A 15,553-nucleotide genomic window follows, 5' to 3' on the forward strand; every position below is an offset into this window, starting at 1 on the left:
TTTATGATTCGTTTATTAAAGAACGTAAGGAATCCAACACGCTTTTCCTTACCGGTATGCCAACCATTCGAGCAAAGTTTTCCGGGTGATGTAAATCACTGCCGAGCATGGAATAATAACCTTTCTTCAGCAGGGTATGGGCTTTGGCCTGTACCTCCGTCCCGTATGCACCCACAACGGAAGTAAGGTTTAACTGGAATTTGATTCCCCTGTCATGTAAATCCCGGTAGTCACTCATCGACATATAACGATAGCGTTCCGGATGTGCAAGTATAGGCATGTATCCCTTATATGCTATTTGGTCAAGTAAATTTTCAAACCCGAACGGGGGATTGCAACAAAAGGTCTCAACCAGTATTTGACGCCCGTCTATAATGGGAAGTAGATCGCCTTCGTCAAGACGTTGAAAGAACAAGGAGTCCAACATATTCTCGGATGCCAGATGCAATGTAACCGGACGCTCTCCACAGTTGTTCCTATACGCAGCAGAAAAAGCAGAAAATTCCCGTTGCAAATCCGTTGTTTGATTGGGATAATCTTCCATGATATGAGGAGTCAGCCATAAATCCCGTACTCCGATTTTCTCGTAAAAATTTAATGTATGGAGAGCTTTCTCCAAAGTCACAATTCCATCATCTACCCCAGGGAGGACATGGGAATGATAATCTGTCATTCCGTCCATTATACCACTTTCCAACAAAGTTTGACGTGAAAATAGAGTCCACATGAAATTAAATCATAAATTACGTGAAACTACGATAATTTTAGAAGAAACCTTATCTTCCGATCTCACAGTAACTGGACAAACTCCGGTTTCACTTCCACGGACACTGCCAACAAAGTCGGCAATTCCACCAGCAGACGCTTTACCCTCGAACCGCGCACGGTGAGTAGGAAGCCCTCATAACCGTCTAAGTTGCCGCCCACGATGCGTATCCTATGACGGAGCATGTCCTGGGTAATCTCGTCGGGGCGGTAGAAACGGGGAAACTTGGTGGATTCTACCGCCCGGACGAACCGTTTCATGTCGACCTCACGCACGGTCATAGGTACGCGCCTCTTCAGGTAACGGTATTGGAAGGTGCGTACATTTTCCACGATGGGATCAAGGGCTGAACGGCTTTCATGCACGAATACCAAATCCTGTATGTAGGGTGCTTTTTCTTTTTCTCGCCTCCCGTTGCGAATAACCAATTTCTGTACCATAGGTGTAAAGTAATCCATTTCCAGTTCTTCCAATATCTTCCAAGCAGGTTCCTTGGCATTAGAACGGCTCAGGTCGCGCATCACAAACCATTGTGCCATGTCATCCCCCGTCACTTCAGGTACAGGAACGTACACCGTTCCTTTGTTGTCTGACGCATATGTCTCCATTTTCAGTAAAGGCAAAATTTTCTAATCCTGCAAGCATCTGTATCTATCAGAAAAACATGCAGTTACAAACATATCATCTAAAAGTTCGGGCTTTATCCCCGTCATCTTCTTATACATATTTGCCGTCAAAAGATTCAATGTACCATCCGTCGCTTCCAGTCGAAAGGTATATCATCTCCGTAAGAGATAAATAATACGACATATATGAACAAAACAGCTCGACAATAAAGACTTCGATTTTTTTATCAAGTCTTGTTTGCTCAATAAATAGCTTTACGGTTTCAAGAATTATTCCATTTTGTAATTATTTTTTACTCATTTTTGTAGTCGCTTTTTATGTAATTTACACCATGTTATTCATCTCTTACGGAGAGACTATAATTTCCGCTCCACATTATTATCATCTTTGAGCACTCTTACATCTAAGATTATTCCTTAAAATAAGTCTTCCTTATCAGGAAAATTCTTTTTTGTACTTCTCTTCTCAAGAGATAGGTTATCTTGTTATTTTTAATCTAATCATTTAATTATCAAAATACTTTTTGTTTCATTCTATTTAATAGAATCCATTTTTACTCAACAAATATTTCTTTTCGCTCAACTGTTTTTGAGCGTGAAACATATTTTTTGTCATTTATTGGGTGATTTTCTATATTTTGTATAATTTTGTAACGAAAAATTCATCTCTTGAGAAGAGAGCATACATTCGCTCAATATGTTAGACTCCGTATAAAGATCTTAAAATCAACCTGTTTGCTTTATCAATAGTAGTAGTATCTAATGAAGCCAGATAGATTCTTGTAGTAGTTTCCGAGCCATGTCCCATACCTTCGCTGATTACTGAAATCGGAATATTTTTACTTCGGGCTGCACTGGCCCAAGAATGGCGGGCGACGTAATGAGTCAAAGGAACCGACAAGCCCAGTTCTTTCCCTATGGCTCTCAAACATCTGTTAATACGATGGGAAGCATTGATATATTGCTTTCTTTCCTCCACACCCGGTCTGACAATGATGGGAAGAAGGTATGGGGATTCGGAGATATTATAACGATCCACGATCTCTTGCATGCATGGCTCCCATTTTACAAAAAGTTGTTGCCCGGTTTTCTTTCGCCGGTATGAAAGGATACCGTTGTCAATATCCTTCTTTCTTAAAAATGCCATATCGATCATGGACATCCCCCTTGTATAAAAACTGAAAAGCAACATGTCCCTCGCAAGTCTTCTAGCCGGATGAAGTGACAGGTCCAGTATTCTGAGCTGTTTTATCACATGCAAGGGAAGGGCCCGTTTCGCTGTCTTCTCGACTCCTGTGTAAACATGTTTGAAAGGGAAACGCTGGACAACAAATCCTTTCTCCACGGCACGGTTATAGGTAGCACGCAAAATACGCATGTAAAAGGATATCGTGTTCATGGAGATTTCTTTAGACTTCAGCCATGCCTCGTATGCGATCATCAGGTCGGAATCCATTTCTTCGAGCGGTACGTCCTTTCCATCCATAAATCGCATGAAACTACTTAGCGTGGAGCTATAGGTCTCGACAGTCCGTATCTTCCCCAGACGTTTCAAACCATCTATAACCTCCCGCATGAAAACAAAAAAGAAAAGGCCGCAATGCTTACCGTGAAAAGCGGAAGTCACATCATCGGTGGTGAAAACACCTCCCCTCTGTTCTAGAGCAGCGATGACATTCTTTAACCTTTCAGTATCTTCCGCTATTTTCCTCTCTAATAGCAATAGATATTGCCGCCTGTCCTCATCCGGCGATGTGATGACAATCCGGGAACGCAGCTTACTCCACTCGGCAGGAAATAGTTTGTAGGAAGTGTTGATCTGTCTTACCACACGTCCGTGAATTACTTGATAATAAACCGTACCTTCTCTACCATCCACGGAGGAAGGTCTGAACTTAATTTTTACTGTAGCCATAAACTCTCTGATTTAAAATTTTACAGGATGCAAAATTATCAGATACATATGCTTATTAGTTTACACAAAACATTGTATTTCAGAGAATAAGAATCTTATGATGACTAAATATAAAAAAGAAGGAAATGCTACGTTGCTTTTTGCCGGAAAAGAGTGTTTTTTTCATAAGATAGGGAGGTCATGAAATCAGACTTTCTTTTTATATGTCTGATTTTAAGATATTTAAGCAGCATAAAACACTTGCTTTTATCGCTAGTAAAACGTATATTCGCAAAGGAAAAATCGTTCTTTGACTAATGCAAAAGAAAACCGAATATAGCAATTCGATCGTTTTTAAATCGAGCATTCTAAAAGCAAGATTGCAACGATCAATGTAACTCTCTAAATCACACGTGTAAACATCCTAATTCCTCAGTTTGCTACTAAGTGACAAAATGCAAAATATAGCGGACATATGCAGACTTTCCGTTACGAATATATTACCTGTCTATCGTAAAAGGGAATACTCTTTTCGTCCTGATACGTGACTGTCATACAACTGTTTGACAAGATCATCAGGTGTTTTATAAAGAACAGGCAAAAATAATAATCTGACGAATTGCACTTAATAAACCATGAGCTTCATCAAATAAAATTATACAATCTTCTTCTACCACAGCTTCAAATAGGGATGTTATATTTTTTCCGTATTTCTTTGAAGACTGCCCATCAGACTGGAGTATGAAACTTGAATAACACGTTTGCCCATAGCTTTTGTTATTGCTTCTGTAGCAATACTTTTTCCTGTTCCAGGCAATCCCTAAAAGTTAATGGAAATGCAATTACCAGCATCTTTAAGAAATCTATGAAGTCCCCATTCCTCTACGGTTCTAGGTTTATTGAGACAAAATGAAATGACATCCTTTAATGTGTTGCGCAATTTTTTAGATAAGATTATTCCGTCAAGACTCCATTCCGGTTCTATTGGATAGAATGAAACAGATTGTTTTCTCTTTCCTTATTTTGGATGTATGGTCGGGTAGGTCAGCACCCTTACGGGTGCTTTCCCCCCTAAGAACCGTGCGTGAAAGTTTCCCCTCACACGGCTCAAGCAAACAATATTCCTTTTTAAATAGAAATACGCTCATACTTACTTCTTCTTTTTATGTGTAACACCTTGATAACAGCCATCATGAACTAAGCAGAGGTGTTTTTTCCCATTCTTCTGCTGGCTCATGATGTGCCATGAGGTTTCTGCTGTTATCGGCTGTCCGCATAACATGCAGTTACGATTTTGTCTTTCCCACATTGAGATAAGTGACCTCTTGCCTTTCAAGCTCATTCTCATTTTGGCAGTTCTCCTTTTTTCAAGGTATTGCTTCCATTCAGGGTCAAAAGGATTGACATCACATTTCAGTTGGGGGTATCTTTCAATCTTCGTATTGAACAGAATAGTGATTGGAATAAAATATTCCTCATGCTTTTCGTTCTTCCTTTTAACTGCAAATACCCAGTCACGACCATCAATTCTATGGAAATATCGGTTCTTAATCCACCCTTTGCATTTGTTACCATGCCTGCGGAGTGCCCACCGCCATAATTTCTTATAGATTTGATAATCTGTTTTACGAAAGACATTTGAGGCTGCACTATATTTGTAATAGTTAGCCCATCCGTTAAGTATCGGGTTCAATCGCATAATCAGTTCATGTTGAGCATCGCCACGAAACCGTTTGATTTCATCTTTGACTTTACTCAACATTCGTTTTTTCCTATCTTTAGAAGGTTGTGTCAGCAGGGTATCTCCAAATTTCCGTACATTGAAACCAAGAAAATCGAAACCATCCGTTATACGTGTGATTTTAGTTTTCTCTTCGGATAGTGTCAGTCCTCTTTCTGCGAGGAAATCAGCTACCAAAGGTTTTACACTATGTTCCAATATTTCTTTAGTATCACCTGTTATAATGAAGTCGTCTGCGTAACGTACCAATCTAACTTTCGGGCAGTACCATCCTGATTTTCCTGATACTCGTTCCCACGGGAAATGAGTTTCCAATAGGTTCTGTAAACCGTCAAGCGTCATATTGGCAAGTGTCGGTGATATGATACCTCCTTGCGGTGTACCTTCTTCTGTCGGGAAAAGTTCTCTGTTATATACGTATCCACATTTCAGCCATTTTTGTAAGATGGATTTATCCATAGGGATATTCTTCATCAACCATTCGTGGCTTATGTGGTCGAAACAGCCTTTAATATCTCCCTCCAATATCCATCGGGCGGATGTTTTCTTGGACAGAAGCGAATGGCAACGAGCCATAGCGTCTGCCGTGCTGCGGTCTTTCCTGAAACCGAAGGAATAGTTGTCTGCTGTAGTTTCAGACACTGGTTCCAGTGCCATCAGATAAAGTGCTTGCATGACTCTGTCTTTCATTGTCGGTATTCCCAACGGGCGAAGTTTGCCATTACTTTTCTTGATGTTTACTCTTTTTAACGGTTGAGGTTTGTAGCCTCTTCTTCTTAGTGTCACAACGGCTTTGAACTTCGATTGCGGAGTTGACCAAAGAATTTTATCAACCCCTGAAGTCTTCTTTCCATTATTGGAAGTAACTCGCTTGACTGCCAATGCTTTGGCATAAAACGAGTGGGTAAGTGTCCATTGCAAGGCTTTTACCTTGCCGAACTTACCTGCTTTCTGAGCTTTTACAATACGCGCTTGCAGCTTATTGACCGCCTGCTCGCACTTGTTCCAGTCTATGCTTTCCCAAGTCCGACCATTGCGGTCAGAAGACGCACACGATTTTTTGTTTTCGTACATTTGCTTTTCTTCTTTCATAAGTTCTAAAAGTTATCTTGTAAAACGTCACCATACCGGAAGTCTGCTCGTTTTCACGTAGGATAATGTTGTCAAAAACAATTCATGGTTTCGGCTCAATCCCTATCCACCCGATTACAGGATGGCATTCGCTTTCTCCGGTTCTCCTTTACCCACATATCCGTCAGATTACCTTGCGGTTCTCCTACCCTCATGGGAGATATATGGGCTTACCGTGTTTTACACCAGTACCGGGAATGGGTTAGGTCTTGCCTCTTCGCCGATGGCTCTATTGTTCACGTGTCCCCAAAATTCACAGGGACAGCCAGCCATTTTACCTTTTGGTTCAAGCCTGATAGCATTAGTAGGCTTGTTCGACTTAACGACGTTTATTAGCAATTCACTTGCGTTGACCATACCTTCCGAGCCAAGCTCCCCGACCGCATAATGCTTGCGACCTTTGAACTTCCCTCACGGTTCGTTCTTACCCTTTCGGGAGGGCTACCTTGTCCGAGCAGCTTGATACCCTTGTACAAGCGCACCTGCTCGTAGGCTACTATTGGTGAAACAATAGGTCTGTTCTATCGGGAAACGATTGACAGACAGCTACTGGCGTAACTTTTCACGTCACACAAATTTAAAATCAAAAGATGTATTTCCTATAATTATTTTTTTGTTTCAGTATTATACATGTGAATTTTGAAAATCTTACAATTTTCTTGTTTTATATATAATGAGATTAACCCCTCATCATTCTATCGCCTTACAATAAAATATGTTTCTCAAAAGACTCTACTAATTTGAGTAAATCAAAAGTTTCAACTTTTTTATGAATATAGTCCCTATTTGAGAACGCTTTGATTTCACATTCTCTGTTACGGGAATATCTATGCCTAATAAGCTACAACAGTTACTTCTGAAAATATTATATGCATTCTCTTTTTGTTGTTTTGTTAATAACGGAGATGTAGACAACAACAGATCTAAATGTTCTTTAAATTTTTTCGAAGCTAGTAATTCTTCATTTATAGCCTCTAATACAACTTTATTGTATTCTTGAGAAAAAAGACCGGATTTTTACCACACCCCTCCGTAATATGCAATATGGTGAGACTACTGAGTATTCCAATACTGTTTACAAGCGGCTTCCAGTTGTATGTCCATATCCGTATATACCGCTTCATTTAACCGATTACAGTTCAATGGGATTAATATAACATAAAGAGTAATGCTTTTTGTCCCATTAAAAAAGGTTCCAAAAGATTCTCCACACATTACAAACGGCAAGACTTTCAGAGGCCACTTTTTCATGGCAATTTCTGTAGAGTATTGCTAGGCTGGGGGCTGGTACTCTCGGCGGCGCTAAGCAGCCTGGGAAAAACATACGGCATACTCTTTTAGCGACCCCGGAACCCAGGGAAAAATCCATGAAACAGCCCTAAACTCACTAGAAAAGATATGGATATCCCTGGTACTAAAAAAAACACCGGAGCTAAACAGTTGTTGAAAATTATACGTACTTTTGTAAAAAAAACGGATGAAGCTGTTAATCTACCTAGATGTAGCCTTATTTACCTTCATAGCCTTTTTCATAGGCTATGACCTATTTTTCACACTTACCTCTTTCTTCACGAGAAAGCGGCGGAAACCACATAACAAACGCTTCCTGAAGTTTGCCATCGTTTTCGCCGCTTACAAGGAAGACGATGTCATCGTGGATTCCGTAGAGCATATCCTCCGGCAAGACTACCCCAAAGACAAATACCGTGTCATCGTGGTATCGGACCATATGCGGGAGGAGACGAACCAAGCGCTCGCCAAGCTCCCGATCGAGCTCCTCACGCCGGATTTCGAGCGTAGCATGAAGCATAAGTCCATCACCTACGCCTTGGAATACCTGAAAGAGGGAATCGATAAAGTCGTCATCCTTGATGCCGACAACCTCACGGATACGGATTTCCTGACCCGGGTCAACGATATCACGCAAGGCAACGTCGCCCTGCAAGCGCACCGTACCCTTAAGAACGACAATACGCCGATAGCGGTATGGGACGGTATCTCCGAGGAGATCAACAACACCATCTTCCGCAAGGGGCGGGTCAACGCCGGGCTCTCCTCCTCCTTGATAGGCTCCGGCATGGTATTCGACTTCGGATGGCTGAAATCGCGTATGCCCCGATGCGGCACTTTCGCCGAGGACAAAGAGCTGGAGATCTATCTCGCCACCGAGAATATCTTTGTAGACTACGCCGAGGACATCCTCGTGTACGACGAGAAGACCTCGCGCCAAGAGGTCATGGCACGGCAAAGATCCCGCTGGTTCCACGCCCAGCTGCTGGCCTTCTCGCTGATCATACGCCATCTCGACCTCCATGCCGTTAACTGGAACTATATAGACAAGGCGATCCAATGGTTCCCGTTCCCGAGGATATTAAAACTGATCATCCCGCTCATCCTCGCCTTGACATGGGGCTTCACGTCCCTCCCTATCGCCCTAAAATGGTACGGGCTTATATTGGCCGGTACCCTGACGTATACGCTGGCTATCCCCCGGAAGATGCGTACCCGGAAGTTCTATATGAACCTGCCGAGACTCCCTTTCCTCTTTCTCATCTTGATAAAAGGATATATAGCCTCCTTGCGCCGGGTGAAGGAGAAAGACACCAGCTTCCAGAGTACCCCTCACGGCATAACGACAAAAAAAGAGAAACATGGCTAGACAGGTATCCATTATCACGATCAATTACAACGGGCTGAAAGATACCGGCGAGATGATCGAGGCTTTCAAGGCACACGAGACTTTCCCTTACGAGATAATCGTGGTAGACAACGCCTCCAGGGACCCGGAGGAATATGCCATCCTGAAAGAGAGGCATCCCGCCGTACGGGTGATCCGTAGCGAGAGAAACCTAGGATTCGCCGGGGGCAACAATCTCGGTATATCCCATGCCAGCGGAGATTACCTGCTTTTCCTCAATAACGACACGCTTATAGACCGGCCGGTATTAGAGAACCTGGTGAAAGTATTGGACCTAAACCCAAGGATCGGGGGCGTATCTCCCAAGATAGCTTGCTGGCCCGATAAAAAAAGACTGCAATACGCAGGCTCCACACCGATGAGCCCGGTCTGCCTCCGCAACGAGAGCATCGGGTTCGGCCAGATAGACAAAGGCCTATTCGACCGATCCCGCGAGACAGCGTTCACCCACGGGGCAGCCATGATGATACGTACCTCGGATCTCAAGAAATTCGGGAAGATGCCGGAATTTTATTTCCTTTACTACGAGGAGCTGGACTGGTGCGTGCAAATAAAGCGGGCCGGGTTGGCGATCTGGTATGAGGCCACCGCCACCGTCTACCATAAAGAAAGCATGAGCGTAGGGAAACAAAGCCCGCTCCAAGTCTATTACCATACCCGCAACCGCCTTTTATTCGCCAAACGATCGATTGATAAAAGGGATGAAAGGATTTACTCGTACATCTACCAAACCCTGGTGGCTTTCCCCAAGCGCTTCCTGGCCTATCTCCGGAAAGGCCGGTTCCAGTTGCTCGGGGCGCTAAGCAAGGGGTTAATAAACGGATTAGTCGCAATCAATAAAGACATGGATTATGGAAAAGAGCTACCAAGTTACTGAGATCCTCTTCTGGATCGGCGTCGGGATCGTTTTCTATACATATCTCGGATATGGGATATTGCTATACCTCATGGTCAAGATCAAGGAAATATTTGTCAAGCCGAGAACGTTACGGCTGCCCGAGCCGCTGCCGGAAGCCACGTTATTGATAGCCGCCTACAACGAGGAGGCGATCGTGGCAAGCAAGATGGAGAATTGCGAGGACCTGGACTATCCGGAGGATAAGCTGAGACTGGTCTGGATTACCGATGGAAGCAAAGACAACACGAACGAGATATTAAAAGAGTACCCGGAAACCACCGTACTATACCAACCGCGGCGGCAAGGGAAGACCGCCGCCTTGAACCGGGCCCTTCCCTACGTCGAGACCCCCTACGTGATCTTCACCGACGCCAACACGATGCTGAACAAGGACGCCATCAGGGAAATCGTACGCCAGTTCAGCGACCCGCGGGTAGGCTGCGTGGCGGGAGAGAAACGGGTGGAGATACAGGCCGAGCAGGGAGCCACCGCCGGGGAAGGCATATACTGGAAATACGAGTCTGCCCTCAAGCGGCTGGATTACCGCCTATACTCCGCCGTCGGGGCGGCGGGCGAGCTGTTCGCCATCCGTACCTCCCTCTTCGAGCAGATGCCCCCGGACACCTTGCTGGACGATTTCATCCTCTCCCTGCGCATAGCGATGAAAGGCTACAAGATCGCCTACAGCAAAGAGGCGTACGCCCTCGAGAGCGCCTCCTTGAACATGCGGGAGGAGGAGAAACGGAAAGTGCGCATAGCGGCCGGCGGATTGCAATCGGTATGGCGGCTACGGGGATTATTGAACATTTTCCGGTACGGGACACTGAGCTTCCAATACATCAGCCACCGGGTATTACGATGGACACTGACACCGGTCGCTCTTTTCGCCCTCTTGCCTCTCAACCTATTCCTGGCCTGTACCGGGCATATCCTCTATACGGCCATACTATTCCTGCAACTCGTATTTTACCTGATGGGATACGTGGGGTATAAAATGGAACGGAGGAATCTCCGCAACAAGCTACTATTCGTTCCCTACTACTTTTTATTCATGAATATCAACGTTATACGAGGATATAGCTATCTCTCTAAACACAAAGGCACAGGTACCTGGGAAAAAGCCAGGCGGAAAGCGGGATAAAAAAATAAAAAATAGATGAGCAAATAGTATATAATATCGACTTTAATTAATACTTTTGTGTTATTGATATTATTTGAATATCAATAATACTAGAATACAATTTAGATACAATGGATAAATTGGCCTCAGAGTATAAAATTCTTATCGTAGATGATGTCCCTACAAACGTCATGCTAGTACAAGCCATACTAAAGAAAGAGGGATATATGCTTTTGACGTGCGACAACGGCAAGAAAGCGTTACAGATAGCTAACGAGAAACACCCCAATCTGATACTACTTGATATCATGATGCCGGAGATGGACGGATACGAAGTCCTCCAGCGCCTGAAAAGCAACCCCGATACCACGGATATACCCGTGATTATCATGTCTGCCCTAAGCGATATGCAAAGTATCGTGAAAGGTTACCAACTAGGCGCTACCGAATACGTCACCAAGCCGTTCCAACGCGAAGAACTGGTAAAAAGGGTAGCTCACCGTTTCGAGCTCTACAGTATCAAACGCATCAAAGCCGAGTTGGAGAATACGATCGAATCCAGGGATACGCTATACTCCGTCATCGCGCATGACCTGCGCTCTCCGCTAGGCTCGTTGAAAATGATGAACAACGCCATCTTGATGATGGTAAATAAAGAACGAGTAGGTGACGAGGTATATGAGATGATCCAGATGATGAATAAGACCTCGGAAGAAATCTTCTTGCTGCTCGACAATCTGCTGAAATGGGCCAAGAACCGGTTGAACAAGCAACATGTGTACAAGCAGCAGACCGACATAAACAGTATCATCGACAGTACCGCCGAGATGTATATCCCGATGGCGGCGCAAAAAGGCGTGAGCATCATCCTAGAGAATCTGGACAAGGAACTGTTAGGCTTGGTCGATATCGATATGCTCAAGACGATTATCCGTAACCTGATCTCCAACGCCATGAAATTCAGTTTCGAGGGGGGTACGATCACTTTATCTTCACGATCCGAAGGGGATTTCGTGATTGTCAGCGTGAAAGATACCGGAAAAGGGATCAAGAAAGAGGATCAAGATAAGCTCTTGAAACAAGACTCGCATTTCACTACCTACGGGACGAAGAACGAGAAAGGCTCGGGATTGGGATTGATGCTTTGCAAGGATTTCGTGGAACTTCATGGAGGAAAGCTTTGGTTCGAGTCTGAGGGCGAGGGCAAAGGAACTACTTTCTTGTTCTCGATGAAAGCGCTGAATCAAGAGGTATAGTCCTATAGGATCATACAAATTATTCAACATTGCCGATCGTAACAAGCACCGTACAAATAAACCAAATATTTTATATCTTCGCGTCCCGGATAAATATCCGGGATTTTTTTATGTGCCGAGGTGACATTAGGTACATCATTATTTATCGTATAAAACAAATATTTTATCGTATGTACACCGTCATTAAACGTATGGAGATCTCCGCTTCCCACAGCTTGAGATTGTCCTACCCCAGCAAATGTGAGAATCTACATGGTCACAATTGGATGATCACGGTTTATTGCCGCTCCACGGAATTAAACGCCGATGGCATGGTGATAGATTTCAGCCATATCAAGAAAGAGGTGGAATCCAGATTGGATCACCAGAACTTAAACGATATCCTGCCCTTCAACCCGACAGCGGAGAACATAGCCCGTTGGGTATGCGAGCAGATCCCGTCTTGTTTCAAGGTAGAGGTAAAAGAGTCTGAGGGAAACACGGCGATCTATGAGGAAGATTAACGAGATTTTTTATAGCTTGCAAGGTGAGGGGTTCCATACGGGAACTCCCGCCGTATTCGTCCGCTTCTCCGGATGTAACCTAAGATGCAGCTTTTGCGACACCCGCCACGAGGAGGGCGTGATGATGACGGACGAGGAGATCGTGGAGAAGGTATCTTCCTTCCCCGCACGGATGGTGATCCTGACGGGAGGAGAACCTAGCCTGTGGATCGACGAGGCGCTTATATCCCGCTTGCGTGAGACGGGGAAACGGATCTGTATCGAGACGAACGGCACACGCCCCCTGCCTGACGGCATCGACTGGGTGACTTGCTCGCCCAAGGAGAACGCCCCGGTGGTATTGGAAAGGATCGATGAGATAAAGGTGGTTTATACCGGGCAAGACCTGTCTGCCTATGCGGAAATCCCCGCACGGTATCATTTCCTGCAACCCTGCTCCTGCCGGAATACCGAAGAGGTGGTGGATTACATCCTACGGCATCCCGGGTGGAGGCTAAGTCTGCAAACCCATAAACTGATCGATATCCAATAGATAGGAGAAGGCGTATCACAATTCACGGTATGGTACACCAATTGAGCGGATAACCACAGATAACTTATTTATATTCAATATATATGATCTGTGATTATCTGCTAGACCTGTATCCTCTGTGTGCCATTTGGTATTTTGACACATTTCCTACCGCTATAGATAACGGACTTCCTTGCCTCTCACGGCATCATTCACCTCGCCGTCGCCATAGGCCAGCTCGCCATTCACAAAAGTCTTCCATACGCCATGATGGAAGGTATAGCCCTCGAAAGGAGACCAACCGCATTTGTACAAGATATTCTCTTTCGATACCGTCCAAGCCCGCTCCGGATCGATCAATACGATATCCGCGTAGTATCCGGGACGGATGTATCCTCTCCTATCAATATGGAACAAGTCTGCCGGCATATGCGCCATCTTCTCGACCACCTTCTCGTAGGTGAAACGGCCCTCCATCGCCAATTCTAACATAACGATCAAGGAATGCTGGATAAGCGGACCTCCGGAAGCCGCCTTCAGGCAAGAGCCTTGCTTCTCCTCCGGCAGATGCGGGGCATGGTCGGTAGCTACGATATCGATCGTATCGTTATTGACCGCCTCACGCAGCGCCGCCCGGTCCTCGATCGTCTTGATAGCGGGGTTCCACTTGATGCGGTTGCCGAATTGGGCGTAATCACCGTCGTGAAACCATAGATGGTGCACGCAGACCTCGCCGGTTATCTTTTTCTCGCTCAAGGGAATATTATTACTGAGCAACGACAATTCTTTCTCCGTGGAGAGATGCAGGATATGCAAACGGGAATTTAGGCGGGCAGCCAACTCGACCGCCTCGGCCGAGCATTGGTAGCAGGCCTCCTCGCTACGGATCTTGCTATGGAAAGAGATGTCCAGATCCTCGCCATACAGGTTCGTGTAATACTGGATATTACGCCGGATCACCTCCTCTTTCTCCGCGTGGATGGCGATCAGCATACCGGCCTCGCCGAAGATGCGTTCCAGGGTGTCTTTCTTGTCTACCAGCATATTCCCCGTAGACGAGCCGAGGAACAGTTTCAGCCCCGGCACACGGCTACGGTCCAGCTTGCGTATCTCGTCCATATTATCGTTCGTACCACCGAAGAAGAAGGAGTAATTCGCACGGGAGACCTCGGCGGCACGGTTGAGTTTCCATTCCAGATCGGCGATCGTCGTGGTCTGTGGCTTCGTGTTCGGCATATCCATGAAGGTCGTCACGCCACCGGCCACGGCCGCACGGCTCTCGGTCCCGATATCTCCCTTATGGGTAAGCCCGGGGTCCCGGAAATGCACCTGATCGTCGATAACGCCCGGGATCAGCCATTTCCCCGTAGCGTCGATCACTTGGTTCGCCCCGGCACGCACGTCCCCGGGAACCTCTCCCTCGAACACCGCCGCTATCTTATCCCCCTCCACCAACACCGAGCCGACAAAAGAACGGCCCTCGTTGATGATTCTCGGATTTTGGATTAATATTTTATTCATCTTTCTTATTCTTTGAAATTGTCAAACTCTGTTCTTATAGGATATGGCTCGCATGTTTCTTCGGATACTTCCTGAAGAAACTCCACCATTTCAGTTGAAGGACGCCGAATAAGGCTTCCCCGAATATAGAAGAGTTCATCTTGGAGACGCCCAAGGCACGGTTGATAAAGATGATCGGCACCTCCACGAGCTTGAAGCCGCATTTATAAGCCGTAAACTTCATCTCTACCTGAAAGGCGTATCCCTTGAAATGAACACGGTCCAGATCGATCGTCTCCAGCACCTCACGACGGTAGCATTTGAAGCCCGCCGTCGTATCCTGTATCTTCATACCCGTGACGATACGGACATACACCGAGGCGAAATAAGACATCAGCACACGGCCCAGCGGCCAGTTCACCACATTCACCCCGTTACAATACCTCGACCCGATGGCCACGTCTGCTCCTTGCCCGGTACAAGCGGCGTACAGTTTCGGCAGGTCATTGGGGTTATGGCTGAAATCGGCGTCCATCTCGAAAATAAAATCATATTTATGCTCGATAGCCCATTTAAAACCACGGATATAAGCGGTACCCAGTCCCAGCTTCCCCTTACGCTCCACGATAAACAGACGCTCCGGGAACTCTTTCTGCAAGCCCTTCACGATAGCCGCCGTCCCATCCGGAGAGCCATCATCGATCACCAGGATATGAAACGCTTTCTCCAGCCCAAACACGGCACGAATGATATTCTCAATATTCTCCTTCTCGTTGTATGTAGGAATAATGACGATACTGTCTGACATAATCTTTAATTAATTATTGGGACGAAGGTACATATTTTAATTGATTTAGGAGAACACGGCTTATTTTTTTATACAAAAAGGTTACCTTCGCGGAAACAAGA

Annotated in this window: 14 protein-coding genes; 7 read left to right on the forward strand and 7 right to left on the reverse strand. The window is 45.4% G+C overall.

Annotated elements, in window-relative coordinates; genetic code table 11:
- Nucleotide 1 precedes the first annotated feature (1 nt).
- From Q0110_RS00155 to ltrA, 5 genes are all read right to left on the reverse strand, one after another.
- A complete protein-coding gene (locus Q0110_RS00155; protein WP_297900508.1) occupies nucleotides 2-682 on the reverse strand; it encodes a CpsB/CapC family capsule biosynthesis tyrosine phosphatase in 681 nt (226 codons plus the stop codon).
- Between the two features lie 107 nt (nucleotides 683-789).
- Nucleotides 790-1,374: a UpxY family transcription antiterminator gene (locus tag Q0110_RS00160; protein WP_297900511.1), complete on the reverse strand. Its 585-nt coding sequence runs from the start codon at nucleotides 1,372-1,374 to the stop codon at nucleotides 790-792.
- Nucleotides 1,375-2,092: 718 nt separating this feature from the next.
- Entirely contained in the window at nucleotides 2,093-3,307 is a 1,215-nt protein-coding gene (locus Q0110_RS00165) for a site-specific integrase (protein ID WP_297900516.1), read from the reverse strand.
- A 673-nt stretch (nucleotides 3,308-3,980) separates the two neighbouring features.
- Nucleotides 3,981-4,103 (reverse strand): AAA family ATPase, encoded by a 123-nt coding sequence (locus Q0110_RS18240; protein WP_366139615.1) that lies wholly within the window; start codon nucleotides 4,101-4,103, stop codon nucleotides 3,981-3,983.
- A gap of 333 nt (nucleotides 4,104-4,436) precedes the next feature.
- Nucleotides 4,437-6,101, reverse strand: a complete 1,665-nt coding sequence (gene ltrA, locus Q0110_RS00170; protein WP_297901342.1) for a group II intron reverse transcriptase/maturase — start codon at nucleotides 6,099-6,101, stop codon at nucleotides 4,437-4,439.
- A gap of 139 nt (nucleotides 6,102-6,240) precedes the next feature.
- Between ltrA and Q0110_RS00175 the strand changes: the two genes are divergently transcribed.
- From Q0110_RS00175 to Q0110_RS00205, 7 genes are all read left to right on the forward strand, one after another.
- Entirely contained in the window at nucleotides 6,241-6,546 is a 306-nt protein-coding gene (locus Q0110_RS00175; RefSeq protein WP_297900519.1) for a hypothetical protein, read from the forward strand.
- Nucleotides 6,547-7,635: 1,089 nt separating this feature from the next.
- Complete coding sequence (locus Q0110_RS00180; protein ID WP_297900522.1) at nucleotides 7,636-8,817, forward strand: glycosyltransferase; 1,182 nt, start codon at nucleotides 7,636-7,638, stop codon at nucleotides 8,815-8,817.
- Nucleotides 8,810-9,733 (forward strand): glycosyltransferase family 2 protein, encoded by a 924-nt coding sequence (locus Q0110_RS00185; RefSeq protein ID WP_297900525.1) that lies wholly within the window; start codon nucleotides 8,810-8,812, stop codon nucleotides 9,731-9,733. Before Q0110_RS00180 ends, Q0110_RS00185 begins: the two co-directional genes overlap by 8 nt.
- A complete protein-coding gene (locus tag Q0110_RS00190) occupies nucleotides 9,708-10,895 on the forward strand; it encodes a glycosyltransferase family 2 protein (protein WP_297900528.1) in 1,188 nt (395 codons plus the stop codon). Before Q0110_RS00185 ends, Q0110_RS00190 begins: the two co-directional genes overlap by 26 nt.
- 110 nt (nucleotides 10,896-11,005) lie before the next feature.
- The gene (locus Q0110_RS00195; protein WP_297900531.1) at nucleotides 11,006-12,130 is read left to right on the forward strand and encodes a hybrid sensor histidine kinase/response regulator; all 1,125 of its coding nucleotides are present in this window, start codon (nucleotides 11,006-11,008) and stop codon (nucleotides 12,128-12,130) included.
- Between the two features lie 170 nt (nucleotides 12,131-12,300).
- A complete protein-coding gene (gene queD / locus Q0110_RS00200) occupies nucleotides 12,301-12,633 on the forward strand; it encodes a 6-carboxytetrahydropterin synthase QueD (protein ID WP_297900534.1) in 333 nt (110 codons plus the stop codon).
- A complete protein-coding gene (locus Q0110_RS00205; RefSeq protein WP_297900537.1) occupies nucleotides 12,620-13,165 on the forward strand; it encodes a radical SAM protein in 546 nt (181 codons plus the stop codon). The genes queD and Q0110_RS00205 overlap by 14 nt, the downstream gene beginning before the upstream one ends.
- Before the next feature lie 153 nt (nucleotides 13,166-13,318).
- On the opposite strand, the gene Q0110_RS00210 is transcribed toward Q0110_RS00205, so the two are convergent.
- Together Q0110_RS00210 and Q0110_RS00215 are read right to left on the reverse strand one after the other, a co-directional pair.
- Nucleotides 13,319-14,665 carry a dihydroorotase gene (locus tag Q0110_RS00210; RefSeq protein ID WP_297900540.1) on the reverse strand — a complete coding sequence of 449 codons (1,347 nt, stop codon included), beginning with the start codon at nucleotides 14,663-14,665 and terminating at the stop codon, nucleotides 13,319-13,321.
- Between the two features lie 34 nt (nucleotides 14,666-14,699).
- The gene (locus tag Q0110_RS00215) at nucleotides 14,700-15,452 is read right to left on the reverse strand and encodes a polyprenol monophosphomannose synthase (RefSeq protein ID WP_297900543.1); all 753 of its coding nucleotides are present in this window, start codon (nucleotides 15,450-15,452) and stop codon (nucleotides 14,700-14,702) included.
- Between the last annotated feature and the right edge of the window lie 101 nt (nucleotides 15,453-15,553).

Source organism: uncultured Parabacteroides sp. (assembly GCF_947855115.1).
In the GTDB taxonomy this organism is placed as follows: domain Bacteria; phylum Bacteroidota; class Bacteroidia; order Bacteroidales; family Tannerellaceae; genus Parabacteroides.

Coding starts and splice junctions, on each gene's coding strand:
- Q0110_RS00155 (WP_297900508.1), bottom strand. CDS start 682: ATGGACGGAATGACAGATTATCATTCCCATGTCCTCCCTGGGGTAGAT.
- Q0110_RS00160 (WP_297900511.1), bottom strand. CDS start 1,374: ATGGAGACATATGCGTCAGACAACAAAGGAACGGTGTACGTTCCTGTA.
- Q0110_RS00165 (WP_297900516.1), bottom strand. CDS start 3,307: ATGGCTACAGTAAAAATTAAGTTCAGACCTTCCTCCGTGGATGGTAGA.
- ltrA (WP_297901342.1), bottom strand. CDS start 6,101: ATGTACGAAAACAAAAAATCGTGTGCGTCTTCTGACCGCAATGGTCGG.
- Q0110_RS00175 (WP_297900519.1), top strand. CDS start 6,241: ATGGCATTCGCTTTCTCCGGTTCTCCTTTACCCACATATCCGTCAGAT.
- Q0110_RS00180 (WP_297900522.1), top strand. CDS start 7,636: ATGAAGCTGTTAATCTACCTAGATGTAGCCTTATTTACCTTCATAGCC.
- Q0110_RS00185 (WP_297900525.1), top strand. CDS start 8,810: ATGGCTAGACAGGTATCCATTATCACGATCAATTACAACGGGCTGAAA.
- Q0110_RS00190 (WP_297900528.1), top strand. CDS start 9,708: ATGGAAAAGAGCTACCAAGTTACTGAGATCCTCTTCTGGATCGGCGTC.
- Q0110_RS00195 (WP_297900531.1), top strand. CDS start 11,006: ATGGATAAATTGGCCTCAGAGTATAAAATTCTTATCGTAGATGATGTC.
- queD (WP_297900534.1), top strand. CDS start 12,301: ATGTACACCGTCATTAAACGTATGGAGATCTCCGCTTCCCACAGCTTG.
- Q0110_RS00205 (WP_297900537.1), top strand. CDS start 12,620: ATGAGGAAGATTAACGAGATTTTTTATAGCTTGCAAGGTGAGGGGTTC.
- Q0110_RS00210 (WP_297900540.1), bottom strand. CDS start 14,665: ATGAATAAAATATTAATCCAAAATCCGAGAATCATCAACGAGGGCCGT.
- Q0110_RS00215 (WP_297900543.1), bottom strand. CDS start 15,452: ATGTCAGACAGTATCGTCATTATTCCTACATACAACGAGAAGGAGAAT.